The following is a 24,582-nucleotide window of genomic DNA, read 5'->3' on the forward strand; positions in this document are numbered from 1 at the left end:
AAAGTGAAGACATTCAGAATTGGTGGAGTACATCCAGCAGCTAATAAATTGTCGGCGGGCAAAGCCATCGAACCCCTTGCCCTCCCCCGACAGGCGGTGTTCCCTTTGTCACAACACATCGGCGCACCTGCTACCCCCCTCGTTAAAAAAGGCGATACGGTAAAGGTGGGCACCCGGATAGCAGAAGCAGGAGGATTTGTCTCAGCCCCCATCTTCTCGTCCGTATCTGGCAAGGTGAACAAGATAGATAGCGTCATTGATGCCAGCGGCTATCGTAAGCCCGCCATCTATATCGATGTGGAAGGTGATGAATGGGAGCCGGACATCGACCGCAGCACCACTCTCCTAAAAACATGCGACCTCAGCCCCGAGGAAATCGTGTCACGTATTAAAGAAGCCGGCATCGTAGGCATGGGCGGTGCCTGTTTTCCCACACACGTCAAGCTCAGCCCTCCGGCAGGATGCAAGGCAACTTGCGTCATTATCAACGGCGTGGAATGTGAACCTTATCTGACCGCCGACCACCGACTGATGCTGGAAAAGCCCGATGAAATATTGGTAGGCATCTGCATCCTGATGAAGGCCGCCAAGGTAAATCGTGCTTACATCGCCATCGAAAACAACAAGCCAGATGCCATCCGCCTGCTTTCCGAAAAAGCCAAGGCTTATGCAGGTATCGAAGTGGTTCCTCTGCAAGTAAAATATCCCCAAGGGGGCGAAAAGCAATTGATTGACGCTGTTATCCGCCGGCAAGTGCCAGCTCCTCCTGCATTGCCCATCCATGTAGGTGCCATCGTACAAAACGTAGGCACGGTATTTGCCATCTACGAAGCAGTACAAAAACATAAGCCCCTCTTCGAACGCATTGTAACCGTCACAGGTAAGTCGCTCAAGACTCCTTCCAATTTTCTTACCCGACTGGGCACTCCGATGAGCCAGTTGATAGAAGCAGCCGGAGGTATGCCCGAAGATACCGGCAAGGTAATCGGAGGAGGTCCGATGATGGGAAAAGCACTGATGAGCACCGACATACCTATATGCAAAGGAAGTTCGGGCGTACTGCTGATGAACGAACATGAAGCACGCCGTGCAACTCCTCAACCTTGTATCCGTTGCGCCAAATGTGTAAGTGTATGCCCAATGGGACTGGAACCTTACCTGCTTGCCACCTGTTCGGCACATGGCGATTGGGACCACGTGGAACACGAACAGATTATGTCGTGCATCGAATGCGGATCGTGCCAGTTCACCTGTCCCTCACACCGCCCGATACTCGATAATATCCGGTTGGGAAAAGGCAAAGTCGGCGCCATCATCCGCGCACGCAACACCAAAAAGTGAATTATAAGTTGAAAATGATAAATTGGAAAATATAAATGGAAAATAAACTCATCGTATCTTTATCGCCTCACGTGCATAGCGGCGACAGCATCCAACGCAATATGTATGGCGTGCTGATAGCGCTCATCCCCGCCTTGCTCGTATCGTTCTTCGTGTTCGGACTAGGGGCTATCATTGTCACGCTCACTTCGGTAGCAGCCTGCCTCTTCTTCGAATGGGCCATCACAAAATACATCCTGAAGCGCGATGGAAACACCCTTTGGGATGGTTCCGCCGCCATCACCGGCATCTTACTGGCATTCAATCTACCTTCCAACCTGCCTGTATGGATTGTCATCATCGGTGCCCTCGTGGCTATCGGTATCGGCAAGATGACTTTTGGCGGACTAGGGTGCAATCCGTTCAATCCGGCACTCATCGGCCGTGTATTCCTGCTCATCTCTTTCCCCGTACAAATGACCTCGTGGCCTCAAGCCGGACAATGGGGAGCTTACCTTGATGCCGAAACCGGAGCAACTCCGCTTGCCCTGATGAAGCAAGCCATCAAGTCGGGCGACCCTTCCGTATTGAACGACCTGCCCAGCAGCCTGCTCCTGTTAATAGGTTTTCCTGAAAATTGTCAGGCAGGAGCCGGATGTCTGGGAGAAATCTGTGCCCTTGCCCTGCTTCTCGGACTGGCTTATATGTTGTGGAAAAAAATCATCTCGTGGCACATACCGATATCCATCCTTGCTACCGTATTCGTTTTTTCGGGACTGATGCACCTGGCGAATCCCGTCTATGCCTCGCCCGTACAACATCTGCTCACCGGAGGATTGATGTTGGGAGCCATTTTTATGGCAACCGATTACGTAACCTCGCCGATGAGCCATAAAGGAATGCTCGTCTACGGCGTGTGCATCGGTTTCCTTACGGTAGTCATCCGCACCTTCGGAGCATATCCCGAAGGCATGTCATTCGCCATCCTGATTATGAATGCATTCACTCCGTTAATCAACACTTATTGTAAACCCAAACGCTATGGGGAGGTAGCAAAAAAATGAAAAAACTGGAATCGTCATTGAAAAATATGATCCTGTCGCTGACTGGATTTTCTATTGTAGCCGGTGGATTGCTGGGCTGGGTCAATGCAGCTACTGCCGAGCCTATTGCCCAGGCCAATGCCAAAGCTCTGAGCGATGCCATAGCCGTGGTGATACCGGGATTTGACAACAATCCTGCCGAAGAAGCGGAAACAGTAGAAGTAGAAGGCACCACCTACAAGATATATCCTGCCACGCAAGGGGGCAAGCCCATCGGAGCAGCCGTAGAAGCTTCGGCAAATGGATTCGGCGGTACCCTCACCGTACTGGTAGGCTTCGATACCGAAGGCAACATCATCGACTATTCCCTGCTCAGCCATGCAGAAACTCCGGGACTAGGTTCGAAAGCCTCCGACTGGTTTAAGAAAGGAGCCAAAGGAGACATTACCGGTAAAAACCCCGGCACCCAATTCCTCACAGTAAGCAAGGATGGAGGCGAAATAGACGCCATTACCGCTTCCACCATCACTTCACGTGCCTTCCTGCAGGCAGTAAACAATGCCTGGTCTGCCTATATGAACGGCCAAGTAGATGCCACCAGTGGAGCTTCCCAACAACATTAACAAGAAAGGAGAACATTATGAACAATTTTAAGATACTGATAAACGGAATCGTCAAGGAAAACCCCACGTTCGTGCTCCTGCTAGGCATGTGTCCTACGCTGGGAACAACCTCATCCGCCCTCAATGGAATGGGTATGGGACTCGCCACAATGTTCGTGCTCATCTGTTCCAACTTTGCTATCTCTGGCATCAAAAACCTTGTGCCCGACATGGTACGCATTCCCATCTTTGTCGTGGTTATTGCTTCCTTCGTTACCATCTTGCAAATGCTGATGCAGGCTTATGTACCCGCACTCTACGCCACACTGGGACTGTTCATTCCCCTTATCGTAGTCAACTGTATCCTGCTGGGACGCGCCGAAGCTTTTGCCTGCAAGCATACTCCGATAGCCTCTCTTTTCGATGGACTGGGCATCGGCCTGGGCTTCACCATTGCACTTACCTTACTAGGCGGTGTGCGTGAATTTTTAGGCACAGGCAAACTGTTCGGCATTTCCATCCTGCCCGAACAATATGGCATGCTGGTCTTCGTTCTGGCTCCGGGTGCTTTCATCGCCTTGGGATATCTCATTGCGATTGTAAACAGATTAAAAAAGAATAATTAAAGAGTTCAAAGAGCCCATACTCCGCAGATGCAGCTCGACCATCGGCATTAACTTCTTAAACTCTAAAATAAAAAACAACAAACCATGGAATATATCCTTATATTTATCACCGCTATCTTTGTGAACAACATCGTGTTGTCGCAATTCCTCGGAATTTGTCCTTTCCTGGGTGTATCGAAGAAAGTAGAAACAGCAATGGGTATGGGAGCTGCCGTAGCCTTTGTGCTCACGCTTTCCACCATCGTCACTTACGTCATCCAGAAATTCGTACTCGACCCATTCGGACTAGCTTATCTGCAAACCATTGCTTTTATCCTTGTCATCGCCGCGCTGGTACAGATGGTCGAAATCATCTTGAAAAAAGTGTCACCGGCACTCTATCAGGCATTGGGCGTGTTTCTGCCGCTTATCACCACCAACTGTTGCATCCTGGGTGTAGCCATTCTGGTCATCCAAAAAGATTTCGACCTGCTGACAGGCGTGGTCTATGCTTTCTCTACAGCCTTGGGATTTGCCCTTGCCCTGATAGTTTTTGCCGGCATCCGCGAACAGCTTAGTCTGGTCAATATCCCGAAAGGAATGCAAGGAATGTCTATTGCGCTGATTACTGCCGGCCTGCTGGCAATGGCATTTATGGGTTTTTCGGGTGTCGACAAAGGACTTGCTGCCCTGATGGGACTCTGACACAGGTTTTACATATAAGCCAATTGTCCCTATTACAAAATACAATGTCCACCATTTGTCTGCCCAAGCAGAATCAAAATGAAAGGCACTTCCTTTGCCTGCATATCATATATTCATCGGTCATTGCAAATATATGCAACGGCCGGTGAATATACCTTCGTTTTGAGAATAAGCCTCCTGACCAAATGAGAACATTTTACAAGACCAAACAAAAAAAGCTAAGGTTTTTTTAAACCAAATCGTTTGCCTGTTTGTTTTATTGTCAGTACATTTGTTCTGCTTGCACAAGTAAGCAGAAAACCTAAACAAATTGGCAATGAAAAAAATTCTGACCATCATCCTGCTGGGCACACTTGTCACAGTGGCACAAGCCCAACGCATACTCACACTGGACAGCTGCAGAAACCTTGCCCTAGCAAACAACAAGGAGCTGCGCATCGCACAGGAAAAAATAAACGCGGCACATTATCAACAAAAAGCCGCTTTCACCAATTTCCTGCCCAAAATAAACGTGACGGGCACTTATATGCGCACGCAAAAGGAAATCTCCCTGCTCAGCAATGAACAACAGCAAGCCATCGGAAACATGGGAACAGCTCTTGTCCCTCAACTCCAACAACTGGGTGCACAGATGCAACAGATAGCAGCCACACATCCCGAACTGCTCCCCTTGCTCACCCCCCTTTCGGGCGTAATGGGGCAGATACCCGATGCACTGAATGGCGTAGGTGGAAGCATCGTAGACGCGTTCCGCACAGACACACGTAACCTCTATGCTGGTGCTGCCACCCTGACCCAACCTCTCTTCATGGGCGGAAAAATCATTGCATACAACAAAATCACCCGCTATGCCGAACAGCTTGCCGCCTCGCAACACGCCACAGGAATGCAAGACGTCATCCTGAATACTGACCAGGCTTACTGGCAAGTAGTCTCGCTGGCAAATAAAAAGCATCTCGCTGAAAGTTTTGTGAAACTGGTTCAAAGGCTCGACTCGGATGTAACAAAAATGGTAGAGCAAGGCGTTGCCACTACTGCTGATGCTTTAAGCGTCAGAGTAAAAGTGAACGAAGCGGAAATGACACTGACTCAAGTAGAAGACGGACTTGCCCTGGCAAAAATGGTACTTTGCCAATTGTGCGGAGTTCCGCTCGACACCGATATCCGTCTGGCGGACGAGGATATGAAAGACCTTGCCTTACCAACCACCTATACCGAAAGCAACGTGGGTACAGCACTTGCCAACCGCGAAGAATTGAAAAGTCTGGAACTTGCCGAGAAAATCTACCGGCAAAAGGTAAACGTGGCACGAGCCGAATTTCTACCCTCCATAGGACTAACCGCCAACTACCTGTTTACCAACCCTTCATTAGTAAATGGATTCGAGAACCGCTTTCGCGGCATGTGGGGCATAGGTGTAGTGGTCAGTATACCGGTATTCCATTGGGGAGAAGGTATTTACAAAGTACGTGCCGCCAAAGCTGAAGCCAACATTGCCCGCTACCGGCTGGACGATGCAAAAGAAAAAATCGAATTACAGGTCACTCAAAGTTCATACAAGGTAAACGAAGCCACCAAGAAACTGGTTATGGCAGAAAAGAATATGGAAAAGGCAGAAGAGAACCTGCGCTACGCCAATTTGGGTTTCCGTGAAGGAGTCATCCCCACCAGCAACGTACTGGAAGCACAGACCGCCTGGCTCTCGGCACAATCGGGAAAGATTGACGCACAAATCGACCTGAAAATGAGCGAAATCTATTTGAACAAATCAATGGGAACACTAAAATAAGACAAACAATATGGCAGAAAGAACGCAACGCAACAACATCATGCTGGCATTCATTACACTCGTAGCAGTGGTATTGATTGTAAGCATTATCGGCTTCATCACTTTCCGGAAAGGTACTGAAATCATACAAGGACAAGCCGAAGCCAACGAATATCGTGTATCGAGCAAAGTGCCCGGACGTATCCTGAAAATTTTCGTAGACGAGGGAGATGCAGTGAAAGCCGGTGATACCCTTGCTATCCTCGAAGCGCCCGATGTAATGGCGAAACTCTCGCAAGCGGAAGCCTTGGAACAGGCTGCCCAAGCGCTGAATGAAAAAGCCGAACGTGGCACCCGTGCCGAACAATTGCAAGCCGCCTACGAAATGTGGCAAAAAGCCAAAGCAGGCCTGGAAATCGCCGAAAAATCATACCAACGGGTAAACCGCCTGTACGAAGAAGGAGTGATGTCGGCACAAAAGCGCGATGAAACCAAAGCACAATATGACGCAATGGTGGCCACCGAACGTGCTGCCAAAGCTCAATATACAATGGCAAAAAACGGAGCACAACGGGAAGACAAGTTGATGACTGCCGCCAAGGTGCGCCAAGCGGAAGGTGCTGTGGCTGAAGTAAATTCATATGTCAGCGAAACGTATCTCACGGCATCTGCCGATGGAGAAGTGACGGAGATATTCCCTAAGGTAGGCGAACTGGTCGGCACCGGAGCACCCATCATGAATGTAGCCCAACTGGATGACATGTGGGTGACGTTTAACGTGCGTGAAGACTATCTGAAAGATTTCCATGTAGGGGGCGAGATTTCGGCGTTTATCCCGGCATTGGAAAAAGACGCCACATTTAAAGTGACCTATATGAAAGACTTAGGAACTTATGCCGCATGGAAGGCGACCAAGACCACCGGCGGTTTCGACCTGAAGACATTCGAAATTAAAGCCAAGCCCGTACAGCCGGTAGAGAACCTGCGGCCGGGCATGTCGGCGATAGTTAAAAAGTGAGTTTTTAAGTTTTTGAGTTCTTAAGTTTTTGAGTTGATAATAGAAAAAACTTACAAACCAACAAACTTAAGAACCCAAAAACTCAAAAACTTAAAAACTTAAGAACTCAAAAACTTATGCACACAACCATTCATAAACGCCTGTACCGTATAGCCGTACGCGAACTGCGGCACATCGCGACCCGGCCGATTTACCTCTTCTGCATGGTAATAGCACCGGTATTCTGCTACGTGTTCTTTACCACGCTGATGGCAAACGGCTTGCCTACAAACATGCCCGCAGGTGTTGTGGATATGGACAATACGGCGACTACGCGAAGCATCATCCGCAATTTGGATGCATTCCAGCAAACGCATGTCACGGCTCGTTATGCAAATTTCCACGAAGCACGCAAGGCGGTCCAGCGTGGCGAGATTTATGCTTTTTATTACATACCCGAAGGCACCACCGAGGAAGCCATCTCCGGAAGGCAGCCCCGCGTGTCGTTTTACATCAATTACGCGTACCTCATCGCAGGGTCGTTGCTGTACCGCGACCAGCGCACGATGTCGGAACTTGCTTCGGGTGCCATCGGGCAGAGCACGCTTTTAGCCAAGGGGGCTACCGAAGAGCAGGCAATGGCGTTTCTCCAGCCCGTCGTTATTGACACCCATGCGTTGAACAATCCGTGGCTGAATTATTCGGTGTATTTGTGCAATACCTTATTGCCGGGCATCCTGATGTTGCTCATTTTCCTGACCACCTCGTATGCGTTAGGCATGGAGCTGAAGGAAAATACGGCACACGTCCTGATGCGTCTGGCAGACAATTCTATCAGCACGGCATTGGTGGGGAAACTCTTGCCGCATACGGTTATCTTCTTTATCGTGACCGTATTCTATAATGTCTATCTGTACGGGTTCTTGCATTATCCTTGCAATAGCGGCATTTTCCCGATGCTTCTTGCGGGATTGTTGCTGGTGCTGGCTTCGCAGGCGGTCGGCATCTTCTTCTTTGGCATGTTCGGCACCCTCCGCCTTGCCTTGAGTGCGGCTTCGTTATGGGGAGTCATTTCATTTTCCATCTCCGGATTTACCTTTCCGGTCATGGCGATGCATCCCGTCTTGCAAGGGCTGGCGGTTTTATTCCCCTTACGGCATTATTTCCTGATATATGTAAACCTTGCCTTAAACGGTTATCCGCTCGTCTACGTATGGCAACCCATAGTGGCGCTTTTGCTTTTCTTGCTTCTTCCGTTCTTTGTGCTGAAGAAGTTGCGCACGGAAATGTTGCACTATGTATATATCCCCTAAAACCGATGGATTATGAAAAAATATTCGTTCAGACATACTATAAAGCAGGGCATCGCCGGATTGTTCCATATCTGTAAGGAAGAGCTGAAGATGACCGTCAAAGACCAGGGCGTAGTGATTTTTTTCCTCCTTGTGCCTTTGGCGTATCCGCTGGTCTATGCATTCATCTATACCAATGAAGTGGTGCGTGAAGTGCCCGTGGCTGTGGTCGATGCCGACCGTTCTTCCGTGAGCCGCGAATACCTCCGCCGGGTAGACGGAGGTCCGGATGTCCGTATCGTGTCTTATTGTTCCGATATGGAAGAAGCCCGGCTTTTGCTGAAAAAGCAAAAAATATACGGCGTGGTTTATGTTCCCGAAGATTTTAGCCGCGACTTGGCTTCGGGAGAGCAGGCGCATGTTTCCATCTTTGCCGACATGAGCGGCATGCTTTATTATAAGGCGCTTTTGCTTGCCAATACCGAGGCTTCGCTGGAGATGAACAAGGATATCCAAATCCGGCGTGCGGGCAATACCACCGGGCGGCAGGATGAGATTACGGTCCGCCCGATAGATTACGAAGCGGTATCGCTCTATAATCCGCAGGACGGATTCGCCAGCTTTCTTATCCCTGCCGTGCTTATCCTGATTATCCAGCAGACCTTATTGCTCGGGATAGGTCTGTCGGCGGGTACGGCGCGCGAGAACAACCGTTTCCGGGATTTGGTGCCCATGGTACGCCATTATCAGGGTGCCATCCGCATTATTTTCGGGAAGTCCTTGGCTTATCTTTTGGTCTATCTTGCCGTGGCGGCATATATCCTTTGTGCGGTGCCCAAGATGTTCCGGCTGGTCTTTCTTGCTTCGCCGGATACATTGGCAGCCTTTGTCCTGCCCTACCTGCTGGCATGCATTTTCTTTGCCATGGCATGTTCATGTCTCATCCGGAGGCGTGAAGACTGCATGATGATATTCGTGTTCACATCGTTGCCTTTGTTGTTCATCTCAGGCATTTCATGGCCTGGAGCGGCAATCCCGGATTTCTGGAAAGCGGTGTCGTGGATATTCCCTTCTACTTTCGGCATCAACGGATATATCCGCATACAGACGATGGGAGCCACACTGAACGATGTCTTGCCCGAATACCGGGCATTATGGATGCAGGCAGGCATTTATTTCCTTCTTACATTCTTCCTCTACCGGAGGGAAATCCTGTTGAGCCGGAAACATGCCTTAAAACGCTTGCATGAGTTCCGGAAGAAGCGGCAGGCGGTGTTGCGGTAAGGTTTATCCTATTTTAATGGGGCACAGATTTTTTTATTTATTCCGTTTGTGTTTTGTGATGTACTTATGATACGGTTTGCGTTATTGTCTATAAAGAACTTCAATAAATGACATAAACTTTATCATGGATAAAAACAACGGTTTAAACGAAAGGGCAGAACGCATCCCTCAGCGTACAGTCAATCTATTTGAACAGGTACGGCAAAAAATCATCCTAATTAGAGATTGTCAGGTGATATTAGATGTGGATGTTGCCGAATTATATGGGGTGGAAACAAAACGGGTGAATGAAGCGGTCAGAAATAATCCGGATAAATTTCCTCAAGGTTACGTATTCCAATTATCGGATGAAGAGATGGAATATTTGCGGTCGAAAAATTCGACCGCAAATCTATCACCCAAGACCCGTGTTCTCCCCAAAGCGTTCACGGAGAAAGGATTGTATATGCTTGCCACTATCCTGAAAAGTCCGCAAGCTACGCAAGCCACCCTTGCTATCATAGAGACATTTGCCTCTGTGCGCCAGCTCAAGCGTGAATTGCACGCCTTACACGGTGAAACGGATGGCAAATCGCAGCAATCCAAGATGCAACACATTGGAGAAATGCTTTCAAGCATAGTCATGCCTGACCTGGAAACATCCGAAACAGAATCAAGCCTTGAACTCAATTTCCTGATAGGCAAAATCAAGCATACGGTAAAACGGGTGAAAAGGCAAAATGATGCAGACCATACCGAAGTGGAATGACCACTTGTCATGCTTCATGCAGCCCCTTGATATACTCATACAGCTTCCGGTAGAAGGCGTGGCGCGTCAGGGTGGAGGCATCGCCCAAGATGATGAGCTTCATGCGGGCACGGGTGATGGCTACGTTCATCCGGCGCAAGTCGTTGAGAAACCCGATCTGGCCGTCCTCGTTGGCACGCACCAGACTGATGAGGATTACATCACGCTCCTGTCCCTGGAAACCGTCGACCGTATTGACCGTTATCGAGGAACGGAAAGGCTTGAAGAACGCGTCGCGCCGGAGCAGCTGGCGGAGGTATTGCACTTGTGCCTTGTAAGGGGAAATCAATCCGACATCGATGCGTTCTTCGAGGAACCGTTCCCTGCCGATGCGGGTGATGTAGGATTTCAGCTGGCCGATGGAGAGTTCAGCTTCGGCTTTGTTGATGCGCCCGTAGCTTTCGCCTACAAACTCTTCGCCGGCATCCATTCCTTCTGTGTTTATCCATTCGATGGGTGTATCGAAATCGAGTATGCTGCGGTATTTCACTTCGGGAGCCGACTGGAGCATGCCTCCGTAGAACCATTCGGACGAGAAACGCATAATCTCGTCATTCATCCGGTACTGCACTTTCAGGAGCGAAACCGTTTCAGGTTTTTGACGCACGATACATTGCATCAGCGTGTCACCCAAACCTCCACGCAAAGCGTCCAAACATTTCACTGTAGGCGGAAGCTGACAATGGTCGCCTGCCAGAATGACGCGGTCTGCCTTACGGATAGCTATCCAGCAGGCAGCCTCCAGTGCCTGCGCTGCCTCATCAATGAACAAAGTACCAAATTTCTGCCCCATCAGCAAACGATTAGCACTACCTACAAGCGTACAAGCTATCACCCGTGCCTCAGAAAAAAGAGCGGTATTGATACGCACCTCCAGTTCAGTAGCACGGTCTTTCAACGAATTAATTTTCGTACGGACATCTTCACGATTGCTTGTCTTACGTATCCGGGCATAGAGATCGCGAATAGCACGACGGATACCCCACAGTTGCGGATAGTCAGGATGTGACTCAAAACGGTGTTCATAAGTGAATGAAAGCATTTTGTCGTTTACGCGGGTCGGGTTTCCGATACGCAACACGTTCACGCCCCGGTCTACCAGCTTTTCGCTAATCCAATCCACCGCCATATTGCTCTGTGCACACACCAGCACCTGATTTTCGCGGTGCAGAGTTTCGTAAATTGCCTCAACCAGCGTAGTGGTCTTTCCCGTCCCTGGAGGGCCGTGCACGATAGCAACATCCTTGGCATGAAGCACCTTATTGACGGCTTCTTCCTGCGTACGATTCAGCCACGGGAAGCGCACAGGCTGGAAGGTAAAAGCAGAAGCAGGAACAGAACCGTGGAAGATGTCGCGCAACTCCGCCAAACGGTTGTTCTTCGCACCTATCACTTGCTTCAAAGCTTCGAACATCAGGCGGTAACTGGTTTCATCGAAATAAAGCTGTACACCCAGCACATCTTTGCCCTGCAATGCAGCCCAAGCATCGGCATTAGGAAGTGCCACTACCATTCGGTCCTCGTCAACATAACTCACCGTCGCCACAAAGTTGAGGTACGCAAGTTTCCCCGTCATGTCCTGCGTAAAAAAGCACACTGGACGCCCATACTCGAACAAGTGTTCTATCTCCTTATCTTCCTTCCGTTCCACTTCCACTACCAACTGATTCAAGGCATTGTAATAATTTCGTCCGATGCTGACGGGATACCAACACATCCCGCGTTTCACCTTCCTGCCTACGCCCATCAATTCAGTCTGTTGGCGAAACTGTTCTTTCTCGTATTCGTACTCCATCCGCAACAAGTCGTATTGATGCTGCAGATACAATACTGGAGAGTGTATCGTAGATTGTTCTTTCATATCCGTAAATGATTTCAAGATACAAAGGTACGAGTTCTCTGAAAAAGAAAGGCTGAATTGTTGATAAATTCCATTATTATCTGTATTTTTACCTGCCAACCAAAAAAACATAGAAGTTATGAAAAAGCAGGCAGATTACATCAAACGCATTGATATTAAAAGGATGTGGGGACGCAAAGACATTTCATGGAACCTGCGCCCCGATGTCAATATCCTAAGCGGTGTGAACGGCATCGGCAAGAGTACTATTCTGAACAACTCCGTCCGAAGTCTGACCGCACTGGAAGGAGGAGCCTTGACTAACGGATTTCAAGAAGGGGTATCATTCAGTTTCTCGCCCGAAGATGCCACATACATCAATTTCGATGTCATCCGCAGCTTCGACCGCCCACTCATCAGCTCGGGCTTACTTGAAAAAATAGGCAACCAAAACGTAAAAACCGAACTCGACTGGCAACTCTACCAATTACAACGCCGCTACTTGGACTATCAGGTAAACATCGGCAACCGCATCATCGAAATGCTGACCAGTGGCGACCCCGCCCAACAAGCCCAGGCACCTGAAATGTCGAAAGCAAAAACACTGTTCCAGGACCTGATAGATGACCTGTTCAGCGACACGGGCAAGAAAATCAACCGCAAAAGCAACGAAATCCTGTTCGAACAAGACGGCGATGAGCTCACCCCTTATCAGCTCTCATCAGGCGAAAAGCAGATGCTGGTTATCCTACTCACCGTATTAGTACAGGACAAACAGCCCTATGCCTTGTTTATGGACGAACCTGAAATATCACTGCATGTAGAATGGCAACAACGCCTCATCACCCTCATCCGTCAACTGAACCCGAACGCACAAATCATCCTGACCACCCACTCGCCAGCTGTCATCATGAACGGCTGGATAGATGCCGTAACCGAAGTGAGCGACATTACCACTCATTAAAAAACAAACACCATGGGAAAAAGACTGACCGACAACTTGTCCTCGATGTATCTGGGCGCAGCCAACAGCCTGAAGCCTAAACACGCGCGGAGAAAAATCGTAGCTTATGTAGAGAGCTATGACGATGTGTCTTTTTGGCGCTCCCTATTGGCTGAGTACGAAAACGAAAACCGTTATTTCGAAGTGATGCTTCCTTCACGAACTTCGCTGGCAAAAGGAAAGAAAAGCGTATTGATGAACCAGTTGGGAAAACAATTAGGAGAAAATATGATAGCCTGTGTAGACAGCGATTACGACTACCTGCTGCAAGGACGTACCCAGACCTCACGTTATATGATAGAAAACCCCTACGTGCTGCAAACCTATGCCTACGCCATCGAAAACTACCATTGCTATGCCGAAGGGCTGCACGAAGTATGCGTCACGGCAACACTGAACGACCATGTCCTGATAGACTTTCCGGCATACCTGAAACTCTACTCACAGATAGCCTATCCGCTTTTCGTATGGTCGGTATGGTTCTACCGCCGGCACAATTTGTCAGAGTTCTCTCTGATGGATTTCTGTTCGTATGTCAAAATAGACCAAGTAGGCATACATCATCCCGAATACAGCCTTGCAGTTATGGCCAAAAAGGTTAACCGCAAACTGCGTGACTTGGAGCACCGCCATCCCGAAGGCATTCCCGAAGTGGAAGCGATGAAGGAAGAGTTTAAGCACTTAGGAGTATATCCCGAAAACACCTACATGTTTATCCAAGGACATCACATCCTCGACAATGTAGTGATGCGCCTCCTGACACCGGTATGCACTTATCTGCGGCGCGAACGCGAACAACAAATCAACGACCTCGCCCTGCATGAAACCCAACGGCGCAACGAACTGACCGCCTACCAGCGCAGCCAGGTCGATGTGGCATTAGTCATACATAAAAACACCAACTATAAAGAGTCGCCCACTTACCAGATGATACGGCGGGACGTAGAAAAATTCTTGCGGATAATCAAGGCATAAGCCGTACTATCACCTACGAGGGTCGGTATCACATGCCCCTTAAATCAAATATAAAAATAGGAATATCCGCATTTTGCCCAATTGTTCGTAAGGGCGTATCGCATACGCCTTGAAAATGTCCGTGTGGATAAGTTGCTACATTCGGGTATATGCAATATGCCCGAATGCGAATATCCATAAAACATTAAAAAAGCATACAGAATTCTTTTCTCATATTATACCATACCACGATATGGATTTGTGCATTTTTCTGAACCTTTTGCACCATTTCCGTAGAGATGATGTGCACATCGTCTTTATCATGTGACATATACAAAATACACAATTTAATGCCGCAGGAAGTATTAAAAAGAAATGTGCCAATTACGGCACACCTCTTTTTTCTATGCTTATCGTACACGTCACTTCTCCGGTGTATTGGCAAGCGTAGCCGTCAGGAAGTCGTAGAATTTAGATACGGATGCAATTTCACACTTCTCATCGGGCGTATGCGGACCTACCAGTGTGGGACCGAAAGAAATCATGTCCAAACCTGGGATCACCGCACCTATAATGCCACATTCCAGCCCTGCATGGATGACCTTCACTTCGGGAGCTGTACCAAACTGAGCCTGATAAGCCTCTTTCATCGCGTGAAGAATGGGTGAATTGACATTCGGTTCCCAACCCGAATAGCCGCCAGAACGTTCCACCCGCATACCTGCCATCGAGAAGCAGCTTTCGAGTGCCGTATTGCGGTAATCTTTCATCGACTCACGTGCACTGCGGGTCAATATCTTGACAGAAGCCTTCCCGCCTTTAACGTCTACGATAGCCAGATTGGATGAAGTCTCTACCGTATCGGGAATGGTCGGGATATATCGTTCCACACCGTTAGGGCAAGCATAAATAGCATCAACCAGATTATCGCGGATTTCTTCGGGAACCATGTATTCGGGCAAATCCACACGCTCTGCCTTAAACGACAAGCCATCCTCGATGGTGGCATATTCATCACGCCACACCTGTTCACACTCGCCCACATATGCCATCACATCATCTACCTCCTCTTCAGGCACCGTAATCACCACCTCACACTCACGTGGAATGGCATTACGCATATTTCCACCTTCCCACGACACAAGGCAAGCCTCATCATAGGCTATGACCTGATTCAGGAAACGAGCCATCAGTTTATTGGCATTGGCATGTCCCCAACCTATCTGAATACCCGAATGTCCTCCGCGCAATCCTTTCAATGTCACTTTCAGAGCCACATCTGCAGGATCGGTCTTTTCTTCCTTATATTCCAAGGTTGCGGTCAGGTCCTCCCCTCCGGCACATCCGATATACAATTCACCTTCTTCTTCCGAGTCCAGATTCAGCAAGATATCCCCTTCAATAGTTCCCGGCTTCAAGCCGAAAGCACCATACATGCCCGTTTCTTCATCTGCCGTAATCAAGGCAACCAGCGGACCGTGCTTCAAGGTTTTGTCTTCCATAACCGCCATGATAGCAGCCACCCCCATACCGTCATCAGCACCCAGCGTCGTACCTTTGGCACGCACCCAACCGTCTTCCACGTATGCCTGAATCGGGTCTTTCTCGAAATCGTGTTCGGTGTCCTTGTTCTTTTGAGGAACCATATCCATGTGTGCCTGCAAAATTACGGTCTTCCGGTTTTCCATACCTGGAGTGGCAGGCTTGCGATATATGATATTTCCAGCCTCATCCTGAAAAGATTCCACACCCACACTCTTGCCAAATTCCAACAAGAATGCCTGAATTTTCTCCAAATGTCCTGACGGACGAGGAACTTGTGTCAACGAATAGAAGTGCTTCCACACATTCTGTGGAGCAAGCGAAAGAATGTCACTCATAGATTTTAAGTTTTATGTTTATTTGTAAGCGGCAAAGCCACCAATCCGTAAATACCTAACAAAATTAATAAAAAGGTTTGAATTCCGTGTACCAGCAAAGCAAATATTCCGGCATCTTCCTTACTGACGCCATACATCATCATCATTGTTATCACAGCAAAATGCCACGGACCGGCACCGTTGGGCGTAGGGACAATCACGGCAATACTCCCCACTACAAACAATACCAGTCCTGCCATCCAACCCAAATGTGCCGAAAAGCCGAAACAATAAAAAGTCAAGTAAAAATGCAGGAAATAACATGCCCAAATGGCAACTGTATACAGAATATAAAGCCACGGACGATGTACGTTGCGGATAGAAAGACATCCCACCCATACATTCTGTATCAATCCTTTCATCCGGGCAAACACAGCCAAGTTACGCACCAGCCAATATGCCAACACAAGAGCAGCCGCTATGCAGAGCAAGGTAATATAAAAGTTGGTCGAAGTAAACAGATGGAGAAAAAAAGCCCCGTCGGTCCCAGTTATCCGGAAAAAACGGGCAAAGATACCTGACTGTAAAATTAAAGTCACCACCGTTATCAACACCACACACACCGAGTCGATAAGACGTTCGGATACGACTGTACCCAAAGATTTAGAGAAAGACACCTGGTCGAATTTCGACAAGATACCACAACGGGACACTTCTCCCACACGGGGAATCACCAGATTGGCAGCATACGACACGAATATGGCATACACACTGTTTGATGCTTTCGGATATTCGCCCAAAGGTGCCAAAGCCAAGTTCCATCTCCATCCGCGAAACACATGCGACAGCACTCCAAACACCAGCGAAAACAACATCCAACCATAATTCATACCATGCCCCAACACATAAGACACCTTCCGGAAGTCGAACCCATGATACGTCCATACCAAGATAGCCGCACCCAGAACCAAAGGCAAAACAATTTGCAAGACCTTATTTATAAGTTTTTTTATACCACTCTGTTCAATTTTACTCATGTATTTAAGATTAATGCTTAACTTTGCAATATGCAAAGATAATATCTTGCTCGAATAAAATCGTTATTTATAAAGAAAATACATACAGAATGAAGTCAGTCAGGCCAAAAAAATTTTTAGGGCAGCATTTTTTAAAAGATTTACAGATTGCCAGCGATATTGCCGACACGGTGGACACCTGTCCAGAATTGCCAATCCTGGAGGTAGGACCCGGCATGGGCGTATTAACCCAGTTCCTTGTCAGGAAAGGCAGACCGCTGAAAGTAGTAGAACTTGATTTCGAATCGGTCGCCTATTTACACAACAACTTCGCAGAGTTGGGCGACAATATCATCGAACAGGATTTTTTACAGATGGACTTGTCTAAACTGTTCGACGGGAAACCCTTTGTCCTGACGGGCAATTACCCTTACAACATATCCAGCCAGATATTCTTTAAGATGCTGGACAACAAAGACCTCATCCCCTGCTGCACCGGAATGATACAAAAAGAAGTGGCAGAACGCATCGCTGCATCACCAGGCAACAAGACATATGGCATCTTGAGTGTCCTGATTCAGGCATGGTACAAGGTAGAATACCTGTTCACGGTCCACGAACATGTGTTCAATCCGCCCCCCAAAGTGAAAAGTGCCGTCATACGCATGACACGCAATGACACGACACACCTGGGATGCAATGAAAAGCTGTTCAAACAAATCGTTAAGACGACATTCAATCAGCGGAGAAAGACATTGCGCAATTCCATCTCTACCATTTTAGACAAAAGTCATCCGCTCAGTGCCGATACAATATTCAACAAACGTCCCGAACAACTTTCGGTACAAGATTTTATCAGTCTGACCAACCGGGTGGAAGAAGCACTGGTTTCAATTGACAATCAACAATTAATAATTAACAATTAACAATTAACAATTAATGATTGGCAATTGAAAGAATCTGTGGTAACCCCAAAACTTAAGAACCCCAAAAACTTAAGAACTCAAAAACTTAAGAACCACCTCTAATATATATAAGGTATGGAAAACGAAGAAATAAAAAAAGTATCCGAACTGATTGAAAACAAAGAATCAGACAAGCTGAAAGAGCTCCTGAACGATTTGCACCCTGCCGATATTGCCGAATTGTGTGACGAACTGGATGCAGAAGAGGCACGTTCCATATACTTGTTATTAGACAATGAAAAGGCAGCCGACGTATTGATTGAAATGGATGAGGACGCCCGTAAACGTTTCCTCGAAATCCTGCCTTCAGAAACCATTGCCAAAAGGTTTGTCGACTATATGGACTCGGATGATGCAGTAGACATCATCCGTGATATGGACGAAGACAAACAGGAAGAAGTCCTTTCGCATATCGAAGACATCGAACAGGCAGGCGACATTGTCGATTTGCTGAAATACGATGAAGATACTGCCGGTGGTCTGATGGGTACCGAAATGGTCATCGTAAACGAAAACCTGAGTATGCCCGAATGCCTGCGCGAAATGCGCATTCAGGCAGAAGACATGGACGAAATCTATTATGTATATGTAGTAGACGACGATGAGCGCCTGCGCGGCGTATTCCCGCTGAAGAAAATGATTACCAGCCCTTCGGTGTCGAAAGTAAAACATGTGATGAAAAAAGATCCCATTTCGGTACATGTAGACACCCCCTTGGAAGAAGTGGTACAAGTCATTGAAAAATACGACCTGGTGGCTCTTCCGGTAGTCGACAGCATCGGCAGACTGGTAGGACGCATCACGGTCGATGACGTAATGGACGAGGTACGCGAACAAGCCGAACGTGACTACCAGTTGGCTTCCGGTCTGTCACAAGATGTCGAGTCACACGACAATGTATTTCGCCAAACCACAGCACGCCTGCCCTGGCTGCTGATTGGAATGTTGGGAGGAATCGGAAACTCAATGATTCTCGGCAACTTCGACACGACCTTTGCCGCCCATCCCGAAATGGCACTCTACATTCCATTGATAGGTGGTACAGGCGGAAATGTCGGTACCCAATCGTCCGCACTGGTCGTGCAAGGACTGGCAAACAGCTCTTTAGATGCAGGCAATACCTTCAAGCAAGTACTTAAAGAATCGGTAGTGGCACTCATCAACGCCACCATCATCTCCATGCTGGTATATATCTACAACTTCATCCGTTTCGGTGCCAGTGCCACGGTCAGCTATTCGGTATCCATCAGCCTGTTTGCCGTTGTGATGTTTGCTTCCATCTTCGGCACTCTGGTTCCCATGACTCTGGAAAAGCTGAAAATCGACCCTGCCATTGCTACCGGACCGTTTATTTCCATTACCAACGACATCATCGGAATGCTGATGTATATGGGTATCACCGTGCTTCTGGCATAAGAAAAAAGAAAAAAGTGAGGGTACACTTAAAAATAATTATCAAAAAAATATGAAAATCAGATTTTATTCTTTTAATTTGTAATTGGTGAAGAATTAAAACCAGATATTCTCTAAAATCTACATACGATGGAAGTAAACGAAACAAACCGCCCACTAACTGAAGTTCAGGAAAACAACGTACCTGAAACTTCGGTTCCCACTGTTGAATCTGTTGAATCAACCGACAAACCGGTGTATGCACCTAAGCAAACACAGGAAGAAGTGGTAGAACGTCTGACAGAAATCAACAAAGACGCCTGCAATGCAGACAAACAAGAAATCGATTTTTTAAAACAAACTTTTTACAAACTGCACAAAGCTGAACAAGACGCAGCGCGTAAAGCCTTTATTGATGAAGGCGGTAATGCGGATGACTTTGTCCCTGCCCCCGACCCGTGGGAAACAAGGTTCAAGGAAATCATGAGCTCCATCAAAGAAAAGCGAAGTGTTATGGCAGCCGAACTGGAACAGGAAAAAGAAGAAAACTTGCAGAAAAAGCTTGCCATCCTCGATAAGATGAAAGCACTGATTGAAACAACAGAAGACACCAGCAAGATATACAACGAGTTCAAGCAGCTTCAGCAGGAATGGAATGACATCAAGCAAGTACCCGTCGGCAAGGTGAACGAACTATGGAAATCATACCAACTCTATACCGAAAAGTTCTACGACATGGTGAAGCTGAATAACGAATTCCGTGAATACGACTTCAAGAAAAACCTGGAACAGAAAACCCACTTGTGCGAAGCTGCTGAGAAACTGGCAGAAGAGCCCGATGTAGTATCTGCTTTCCATCAGCTTCAGAAGTTGCATCAGGAGTTCCGCAACATCGGTCCCGTGGCAAAAGACTTGCGCGAAAGCATCTGGGCACGCTTCAAAGCTGCTTCTACTGCCGTAAACCGCCGTCATCAGCAACACTTCGAAATGCTGAAAGAAAAGGAGCAGAACAACCTCGACCAGAAGACGGTCATCTGCGAAATCGCTGAAGCGATGGAATACGACAAGCTGAAGACTTTTGCCGACTGGGAGAACAAAACACAGGAGATTCTTGCCTTGCAGGCAAAATGGAAAACCATCGGCTATGCACCGCAGAAAATGAACGTCAAAATATTCGAACGTTTCCGCGCTGCATGCGATGAGTTCTTCAAACGGAAAGCCGCCTTCTTCAAACAGATTAAGGAAAACATGGCAGAAAATCTGGAAAAGAAAAAAGCACTGTGCGAAAAGGCGGAAGCCTTGAAAGACAGTACCGACTGGAAACAGACCGCCGAAATCCTCACTCAATTGCAAAAGGAATGGAAAACCATCGGTCCGGTGGCAAAAAAACATTCGGATGCAGTATGGAAACGCTTCATCGGTGCCTGCGACTACTTCTTTGCACAGAAGAACAAAGCAACTTCTTCGCAACGCTCGGTAGAGATAGAAAACATGGCAAAGAAAGAAGAAATCATCAAGCAGCTGGCTGCTCTTGATGCTTCGGGTACTACCGATGACAATACGGCTGAACAGACACGCAGCCTGGTGAAAGAATGGAACTCCATCGGTCATGTACCTTTCAAGGAAAAAGACCGCCTGTACAACGAATTCCACAAGCTGGCTGATAAATTGTTTGACAAGCTGAACATCTCGGCATCCGAACGGAAACTGAGCGACTTCAAGTCGGGATTAGGCAAAGGGGATAACCTCTACCGCGACCGTGAAAAGCTGGTACGTACCTACGAAGGATTGAAAAGCGACATTCAAACCTACGAGAACAACCTGGGCTTCCTCTCTTCTGCATCAAAGAAGGGCAATACACTGGTAGCCGAGGTAACCCGAAAGATTGAACGCCTCAAAGGAGACATGGAACTGGTGCTGAAGAAAATCGAAGCCATTGACGAAAAGCTGAAAGAAGCGTAATATATTTGTAGTTCACCACAGATTACACAGATTAAAAAAAATTATTTTATCAATCCGTGTAATCTGTGGTGAATTATTGTTATCACCAGTTATCCGTACGGAACGGGAACAAAGGCAATTCACGGGTACCTGCCACATTTCCCGGTTGGAAATCACGGAAACAATAACGTACGGCTACCGGATTAGCCACCTTGTCGCAAGTTACTTTTATCTGAAGGTTGTTGTATACTTCCGCCTTGGCAGGATAAAACACCTTGTCGCTGCCTGCCACTTCAAAACCTTCCATATCACTCAGCCGGCTGAACCCGTCGGGCGCATCATTGAACGAAAGAATCACACTGCCGTCCTTCACCTCCATCGACTTATACGAAGGACCTGCCGACACAATACCTTTTACACCATACGTCTTTGCCAAAGCCATATAGGCAAGACGTTTTCCCACATCGGTCTTGTTTTTCGGATGAATATTTTTTGCCTCATAAGGTTCCACCAGGTCATTGGTCGAAATCAATGCACTGTTCGGGATAATGGATTGCGCCTTAAACTGCTGTTCACGCAGGAGCGCACTGCCCGTACCTTCGTAGGATCCGAACGGAGCAATCTCTACAAAATAGAAAGGCAATTCGCCCAGTCCCCATTCACTACGCCACAAGTCCACCATTGTCTTCAGGCGTTCGGCATAGTCGGGATGACCTACGTTCGATTCGCCTTGGTACCATAAGAATCCCTTGATGGTATAGTTCTGCAAGGGCTTCAACATCCCGTTATACATAATAGTCGGGCTCATATAATGCCACCAGTCGTGCGGCTCCTCCTTGCGGATGTCCCGCTTCAGGTCTATGTCGGAATAATTCTTCACGATACTTGCCGGAAGCCACCCCTCCACCGTCGAGCCTCCCCAACTGCAATTGATGATACCGACAGGTACGTCAAGTACCCTGTTCATCATCATTGCAAAGTGGAATGCCGTAGCGCTGAAAAAAGGAGCATTCTCTGGGTTGCTCACCTTCCATTTGCCCGGACAGGTCTCTACAGGTTCCAGTTGTCCGTTCTTTTCAACGGTTGCCACCCGTATGCCCTTCCATTGTGCCGCAGTGGCAATAGTCTCGTTCGCACCTTCTATAGGGCAGTTCCAGAAGCCGTTCAGCGGCATCTCCATATTCGATTGCCCCGAACAGAACCACACCTCACCTATCAGCACATTGTCCAGCTTCGTTTCTTCGCCATCCGAAAAAGTAATGGTCTGCGCCTCATACGTAGCGGCAGGCGTCTGCACCTTGGCAAGCCATTTGCCGGCTGCATCGCTCTTTACCTTATATACCCGGTCACTCCACGATACCCGCACGCTTACCTCCGTATTCGGATTCGCCTTTCCCCATAACTTCACTTCAGTCTGTTGCTGAAGCACCATGTTGTCACTCATTATGTCGGGCAACGTAACTTTTGCCCATGCGCTTGCCTGCATAGCTGCCAGCAAACAAGCCATTACAATCCTTTTTCTCATATTTATTTCCAATTCATTAGTTCCTTCAGGTAAGCCGTAAGCTCGTTCGCCATTTTCTGTTGCTGGCGCATCGACGGATGCCAGTTGGCTCCATATCCCAACGAACCGGTCTGCGGCGACATATCAAAACGGTATACCTCCGTATCGCCAGCCTCCTTGCGCTCTGCCACAACCTTGTCCATCGCCCGCTTCACGTCTGCTAACGGTTTTCCGCTCAGCATCGAGCCACTCAGCAGCACGAGTTTCGCTTTCGGATAGATAGTGCGCAGATGTGCTACGAACTTCCGGTATCCATCGGTCAGCAATGCGAAATCATACTTCCCGTCACCGGCATCATTGGTTCCCAAATTGATGCAGACCACATCGGGTGTATACAGGCTATGGTCCCATAACTCTGTCGGGTCGGTAAACATCACCTGTTCGTACATCGCCGGCAGGCAATCCTTGCTTCCCGACACAGGTGCTCCGAAATTACGGTAAATGCCGATGCCCGAACGTGCCACTACCAAGTGCTGTGCATTCAATGCACGCGCCGTGCGTGCCGCATACGTATAGAAATGGTTTTCCGTCTCGTAGGTGAAAGGGTCGTTCCGGTCGTCCGACTCTACGCCATAGCCGCACGTAATGGAATTGCCGATAAACTCAATGCACCGTTCGGGCAAGGCGGGAGCCTCAGCCAGCGTACATCCCTTATCCAGGTAAAAGCCCTTGAAGACCGGCTTCAGCTCGTACCCTTCCAAAACATACATGATGCGTGCCCGGTGCGTCCCTTCGGGCAAACCCTCGACAAGGGTCACAATAGAATCGTTCTTCGTAAAACCGATGCGGTAAGGCAACCCGTCATCTATCTCCACCATAAAGTCCCCACTGCCCGGCTTTGCCTTCATCTGCAACGAAGTGCCCTCGAAATCGGCATAGATGCTTACACCCGGATAAGTGAACGTGACCGCCTGCGGAATGCGGTGGCTGACACGTCCCATATAGACAATGCGTGCGTCATCGGCAGACACAAAAGTTTCATCCTCCTTGGGTATACCGGCAAAAGCGGAAAAGCCGGAAAAGAAAGCCGGAATCATCCAGCCTAAAGCATAAATCATTCGTCTGTGTGTTTTCATCTTTCATGTATTTTTGCAAAGATAGCGAAGATTATCCACACACGCTAATAGAATCTTATCCAAATCTGCTCAAATCGTATCAAAAAGCTTCCGGTCCTTCATTTGTGCATTTTCTCACCACCGATTACACAGATTAAAATAAACGAATATCCGCATTTTACCCAATTGCCATGTAGGGGCAGGATTTGCCTGCTCCTCGTACCATGCCATTTCCATAGAGACGGTGCGCACATCATCCTTGCATTTGATGGCATATCGGTAAGGAACATTTGGCTTTGCATGTAGCCTATATCTTTGTTTCAGGCGGCATACTTTTACGTTCTCGATATGGAAACCGTACGTTCTCGATATGGAAACCGTACGTTCTTGATATGGAAACCGTACGGTTTTCATATGAAAACCATAAAAGGAAGCCGCCTGAAACGATAATGTAATCCAAATGCGGAAACAATTGTTCCGGGAAAAATGCACAAACTTATGCCGTGCATGGTATAATCAAATAATCAAATTGAATGTCCGCATTTCACCCAATAAGAAGTTATTTCAGGAACCTTTTCACACCATTGGCA

21 protein-coding genes are annotated in these 24,582 nt (G+C 47.9%); 15 read left to right on the forward strand and 6 right to left on the reverse strand.

Going from position 1 to position 24,582, the window contains the following annotated elements; all coding sequences use genetic code 11:
• Positions 1–3: 3 nt before the first annotated feature.
• The 10 genes from rsxC to B5F78_RS04495 all read left to right on the forward strand — a co-directional run bounded on the left by rsxC (position 4) and on the right by B5F78_RS04495 (position 10,364).
• Entirely contained in the window at positions 4–1,341 is a 1,338-nt protein-coding gene (gene rsxC / locus B5F78_RS04450; protein WP_087396223.1) for an electron transport complex subunit RsxC, read from the forward strand.
• A gap of 35 nt (positions 1,342–1,376) precedes the next feature.
• Positions 1,377–2,384 (forward strand): RnfABCDGE type electron transport complex subunit D, encoded by a 1,008-nt coding sequence (locus B5F78_RS04455; protein ID WP_022041067.1) that lies wholly within the window; start codon positions 1,377–1,379, stop codon positions 2,382–2,384.
• Positions 2,381–2,986, forward strand: coding sequence for an RnfABCDGE type electron transport complex subunit G (locus tag B5F78_RS04460; RefSeq protein ID WP_087406136.1), 606 nt, complete (start codon positions 2,381–2,383; stop codon positions 2,984–2,986). Before B5F78_RS04455 ends, B5F78_RS04460 begins: the two co-directional genes overlap by 4 nt.
• A gap of 17 nt (positions 2,987–3,003) precedes the next feature.
• Positions 3,004–3,591 (forward strand): electron transport complex subunit RsxE, encoded by a 588-nt coding sequence (rsxE, locus tag B5F78_RS04465; RefSeq protein ID WP_022041069.1) that lies wholly within the window; start codon positions 3,004–3,006, stop codon positions 3,589–3,591.
• Between the two features lie 84 nt (positions 3,592–3,675).
• A complete protein-coding gene (rsxA, locus tag B5F78_RS04470) occupies positions 3,676–4,275 on the forward strand; it encodes an electron transport complex subunit RsxA (protein ID WP_022041070.1) in 600 nt (199 codons plus the stop codon).
• A gap of 316 nt (positions 4,276–4,591) precedes the next feature.
• Entirely contained in the window at positions 4,592–6,064 is a 1,473-nt protein-coding gene (locus tag B5F78_RS04475; protein ID WP_087396218.1) for a TolC family protein, read from the forward strand.
• 10 nt (positions 6,065–6,074) lie between these two features.
• Complete coding sequence (locus tag B5F78_RS04480; protein WP_087207736.1) at positions 6,075–7,061, forward strand: HlyD family secretion protein; 987 nt, start codon at positions 6,075–6,077, stop codon at positions 7,059–7,061.
• Between the two features lie 116 nt (positions 7,062–7,177).
• Positions 7,178–8,353 (forward strand): ABC transporter permease, encoded by a 1,176-nt coding sequence (locus B5F78_RS04485; RefSeq protein ID WP_087207738.1) that lies wholly within the window; start codon positions 7,178–7,180, stop codon positions 8,351–8,353.
• 12 nt (positions 8,354–8,365) lie between these two features.
• Complete coding sequence (locus B5F78_RS04490; protein WP_087396214.1) at positions 8,366–9,616, forward strand: ABC transporter permease; 1,251 nt, start codon at positions 8,366–8,368, stop codon at positions 9,614–9,616.
• 124 nt (positions 9,617–9,740) lie between these two features.
• Positions 9,741–10,364: an ORF6N domain-containing protein gene (locus tag B5F78_RS04495; RefSeq protein WP_022041075.1), complete on the forward strand. Its 624-nt coding sequence runs from the start codon at positions 9,741–9,743 to the stop codon at positions 10,362–10,364.
• A 7-nt stretch (positions 10,365–10,371) separates the two neighbouring features.
• Here the strand turns inward: B5F78_RS04495 and B5F78_RS04500 are convergent, their stop codons facing one another.
• Entirely contained in the window at positions 10,372–12,264 is a 1,893-nt protein-coding gene (locus tag B5F78_RS04500) for an AAA domain-containing protein (RefSeq protein ID WP_087406147.1), read from the reverse strand.
• Positions 12,265–12,382: 118 nt separating this feature from the next.
• Here B5F78_RS04500 and B5F78_RS04505 point away from each other — a divergent pair, with 118 nt between their 5' ends.
• Together B5F78_RS04505 and B5F78_RS04510 are read left to right on the forward strand one after the other, a co-directional pair.
• Complete coding sequence (locus B5F78_RS04505; RefSeq protein WP_022041077.1) at positions 12,383–13,207, forward strand: AAA family ATPase; 825 nt, start codon at positions 12,383–12,385, stop codon at positions 13,205–13,207.
• 12 nt (positions 13,208–13,219) lie between these two features.
• On the forward strand, positions 13,220–14,221 hold the full coding sequence (locus tag B5F78_RS04510) for a DUF4435 domain-containing protein (RefSeq protein WP_022041078.1): 1,002 nt from the start codon (positions 13,220–13,222) through the stop codon (positions 14,219–14,221).
• Between the two features lie 401 nt (positions 14,222–14,622).
• Here B5F78_RS04510 and B5F78_RS04515 read toward each other — a convergent pair whose 3' ends face one another.
• Entirely contained in the window at positions 14,623–16,080 is a 1,458-nt protein-coding gene (locus B5F78_RS04515; protein ID WP_087207744.1) for an aminoacyl-histidine dipeptidase, read from the reverse strand.
• 5 nt (positions 16,081–16,085) lie between these two features.
• Positions 16,086–17,096 carry a lysylphosphatidylglycerol synthase transmembrane domain-containing protein gene (locus tag B5F78_RS04520; RefSeq protein WP_225226262.1) on the reverse strand — a complete coding sequence of 337 codons (1,011 nt, stop codon included), beginning with the start codon at positions 17,094–17,096 and terminating at the stop codon, positions 16,086–16,088.
• 89 nt (positions 17,097–17,185) lie between these two features.
• On the opposite strand from B5F78_RS04520, the gene rsmA reads away from it, so the two are divergent.
• The 3 genes from rsmA (at position 17,186) to B5F78_RS04535 (ending at position 21,394) form a co-directional block, all read left to right on the forward strand.
• Complete coding sequence (gene rsmA / locus B5F78_RS04525) at positions 17,186–18,001, forward strand: 16S rRNA (adenine(1518)-N(6)/adenine(1519)-N(6))-dimethyltransferase RsmA (RefSeq protein ID WP_087406137.1); 816 nt, start codon at positions 17,186–17,188, stop codon at positions 17,999–18,001.
• Positions 18,002–18,115: 114 nt separating this feature from the next.
• Positions 18,116–19,456 carry a magnesium transporter gene (mgtE, locus tag B5F78_RS04530; RefSeq protein WP_022041083.1) on the forward strand — a complete coding sequence of 447 codons (1,341 nt, stop codon included), beginning with the start codon at positions 18,116–18,118 and terminating at the stop codon, positions 19,454–19,456.
• A 126-nt stretch (positions 19,457–19,582) separates the two neighbouring features.
• Positions 19,583–21,394, forward strand: a complete 1,812-nt coding sequence (locus tag B5F78_RS04535) for a DUF349 domain-containing protein (protein WP_022041084.1) — start codon at positions 19,583–19,585, stop codon at positions 21,392–21,394.
• A gap of 82 nt (positions 21,395–21,476) precedes the next feature.
• Here B5F78_RS04535 and B5F78_RS04540 read toward each other — a convergent pair whose 3' ends face one another.
• The 3 genes from B5F78_RS04540 to B5F78_RS16770 form a co-directional block, all read right to left on the reverse strand.
• Positions 21,477–22,898: a sialate O-acetylesterase gene (locus B5F78_RS04540; protein WP_087406138.1), complete on the reverse strand. Its 1,422-nt coding sequence runs from the start codon at positions 22,896–22,898 to the stop codon at positions 21,477–21,479.
• A gap of 2 nt (positions 22,899–22,900) precedes the next feature.
• Positions 22,901–24,013, reverse strand: a complete 1,113-nt coding sequence (locus B5F78_RS04545) for an SGNH/GDSL hydrolase family protein (RefSeq protein WP_087406139.1) — start codon at positions 24,011–24,013, stop codon at positions 22,901–22,903.
• A 114-nt stretch (positions 24,014–24,127) separates the two neighbouring features.
• Positions 24,128–24,406: a hypothetical protein gene (locus B5F78_RS16770; RefSeq protein WP_140400033.1), complete on the reverse strand. Its 279-nt coding sequence runs from the start codon at positions 24,404–24,406 to the stop codon at positions 24,128–24,130.
• Positions 24,407–24,582 lie beyond the last annotated feature (176 nt).

The sequence above is a fragment of the Bacteroides sp. An279 genome, from assembly GCF_002159615.1.
In the GTDB taxonomy this organism is placed as follows: Bacteria; Bacteroidota; Bacteroidia; order Bacteroidales; family Bacteroidaceae; genus Phocaeicola; species Phocaeicola intestinalis.